Raw genomic sequence first — 2,500 nt, 5'->3', positions numbered from 1 at the left:
AAACTCCGAATACCCAGGAGTACTAGTCGGCAGACACACGGCGGGTGCTAACGTCCGTCGTGAAAAGGGCAACAACCCTAACCTCCAGCTAAGGTCCCCAAGTCATGGCTAAGTGGGAAAGGATGTGAGGATCCCAAAACAACCAGGATGTTGGCTTAGAAGCAGCCATCATTTAAAGAAAGCGTAACAGCTCACTGGTCTAAATAAGGGTCTTTGCGCCGAAAATGTAACGGGGCTGAAGCCATGCACCGAAGCTGAGGATGTGTAGCAATACACGTGGTAGCGGAGCGTTCCGTAAGCCTGTGAAGGGACAGTCGTGAGACATCCTGGAGGTATCGGAAGTGCGAATGTTGACATGAGTAACGATAAAGAGGGTGAGAGACCCTCTCGCCGAAAGACCAAGGGTTCCTGCTTAAAGTTAATCTGAGCAGGGTTAGCCGGCCCCTAAGACGAGGCGGACACGCGTAGTCGATGGGAACCACGTTAATATTCGTGGGCCTGGTGGTAGTGACGGATTGCTCAACTTGTAAGGTCTTATTGGATTGATCTTGCAGGGACGCGGTTCCAGGAAATAGCTCCACCGTATAGACCGTACCCGAAACCGACACAGGTGGTCAGGTAGAGTATACCAAGGCGCTTGAGAGAACTATGTTGAAGGAACTCGGCAAATTGCACGCGTAACTTCGGAAGAAGCGTGACCCCATGATACGCAAGTGTTGTGGGGTGGCACAGACCAGGGGGTAGCGACTGTTTATCAAAAACACAGGGCTCTGCGAAGTCGCAAGACGACGTATAGGGTCTGACGCCTGCCCGGTGCTGGAAGGTTAAGAGGAGAGGTGCAAGCTTTGAATCGAAGCCCCAGTAAACGGCGGCCGTAACTATAACGGTCCTAAGGTAGCGAAATTCCTTGTCGGGTAAGTTCCGACCTGCACGAATGGCGTAACGACTTCCCCGCTGTCTCCAACATAGACTCAGTGAAATTGAATTCCCCGTGAAGATGCGGGGTTCCTGCGGTCAGACGGAAAGACCCCGTGCACCTTTACTATAGCTTTACACTGGCATTCGTGTCGGCATGTGTAGGATAGGTGGTAGGCTTTGAAGCGGGGACGCCAGTTTCCGTGGAGCCATCCTTGAAATACCACCCTTATCGTCATGGATGTCTAACCGCGGTCCGTTATCCGGATCCGGGACAGTGTATGGTGGGTAGTTTGACTGGGGCGGTCGCCTCCGAAAGAGTAACGGAGGCGCGCGATGGTGGGCTCAGACCGGTCGGAAATCGGTCGTCGAGTGCAATGGCATAAGCCCGCCTGACTGCGAGACTGACAAGTCGAGCAGAGACGAAAGTCGGTCATAGTGATCCGGTGGTCCCGCGTGGAAGGGCCATCGCTCAACGGATAAAAGGTACGCCGGGGATAACAGGCTGATGACCCCCAAGAGTCCATATCGACGGGGTTGTTTGGCACCTCGATGTCGGCTCATCGCATCCTGGGGCTGGAGCAGGTCCCAAGGGTTTGGCTGTTCGCCAATTAAAGCGGTACGTGAGCTGGGTTCAGAACGTCGTGAGACAGTTCGGTCCCTATCTGCCGTGGGTGTAGGAATATTGACAGGATCTGTCCCTAGTACGAGAGGACCGGGATGGACATATCTCTGGTGGACCTGTTGTCCTGCCAAGGGCATAGCAGGGTAGCTACATATGGAATGGATAACCGCTGAAGGCATCTAAGCGGGAAACCAACCTGAAAACGAGTATTCCCTATCAGAGCCGTGGAAGACGACCACGTTGATAGGCCGGGTGTGGAAGCGCAGCAATGTGTGAAGCTTACCGGTACTAATAGCTCGATTGGCTTGATCGTTCTCATTGATCATGTTCATCACAGTCGAAAGACTGAAAATGACGCCTAGACGTGTTCAAGACTAAAAATGAGGGTAGTGACTTCGAGAAAGTCACGGCCTCGCCAGCTTCTCAATTGTTGCGCTTCGCTGACCTGGTGGTTATGGCGGGGCGGCTGCACCCGTTCCCATTCCGAACACGGCCGTGAAACGCCCCAGCGCCTATGGTACTTCGTCTTAAGACGCGGGAGAGTCGGTCGCTGCCAGGTCTGCTAAACGCAACAACACATGCGCCGGATGTCGAAGATATTCGAACATGTGAAACAAAAGATAATCTTCTCATCATGAAATGACGGCCCAAGCCGACAAAAAAGGGCCGCCTAAAGCGGTCCTTTCTGCTTTGGGCCCTATATGCAGAAGGAAAGATCGGCGCACCGCACAGCTTGTCTGATGGTGCGTCCCTTACATGAGACAACTTGCTTCGCAAGTTGCTCAGGAAGAAGGCTTAACCGCCAAGCGGTTACGCCGCCGCGATAAATCCCAACCGGATTTACGCACACCGGATAAGCCGCAAAGCGGCTTACCTAGAGGACGCGGGGTGGAGCAGCCCGGTAGCTCGTCAGGCTCATAACCTGAAGGCCGCAGGTTCAAATCCTGCCCCCGCAACCAA

1 tRNA gene and 2 rRNA genes (1 of these 3 cut by a window edge) are annotated in these 2,500 nt (G+C 53.8%); all 3 read left to right on the top strand.

The annotated features are described in order from the left end of the window. Positions 1 to 1,853: ribosomal RNA gene (locus ATY80_RS20590) — 23S ribosomal RNA — on the top strand (it extends 1,031 nt beyond the left edge of the window). A gap of 131 nt (positions 1,854 to 1,984) precedes the next feature. Next, a 5S ribosomal RNA gene (gene rrf, locus ATY80_RS20585) occupies positions 1,985 to 2,099 on the top strand. A 323-nt stretch (positions 2,100 to 2,422) separates the two neighbouring features. Further along, positions 2,423 to 2,499 (top strand) — tRNA-Met (locus ATY80_RS20580). Position 2,500: the final 1 nt, after the last annotated feature.

It is taken from the genome of Rhizobium sp. R711 (genome assembly GCF_002211365.1).
Taxonomy (GTDB): Bacteria; Pseudomonadota; Alphaproteobacteria; order Rhizobiales; family Rhizobiaceae; genus Rhizobium.
This window is presented reverse-complemented; position numbering and strand designations above follow the sequence as displayed.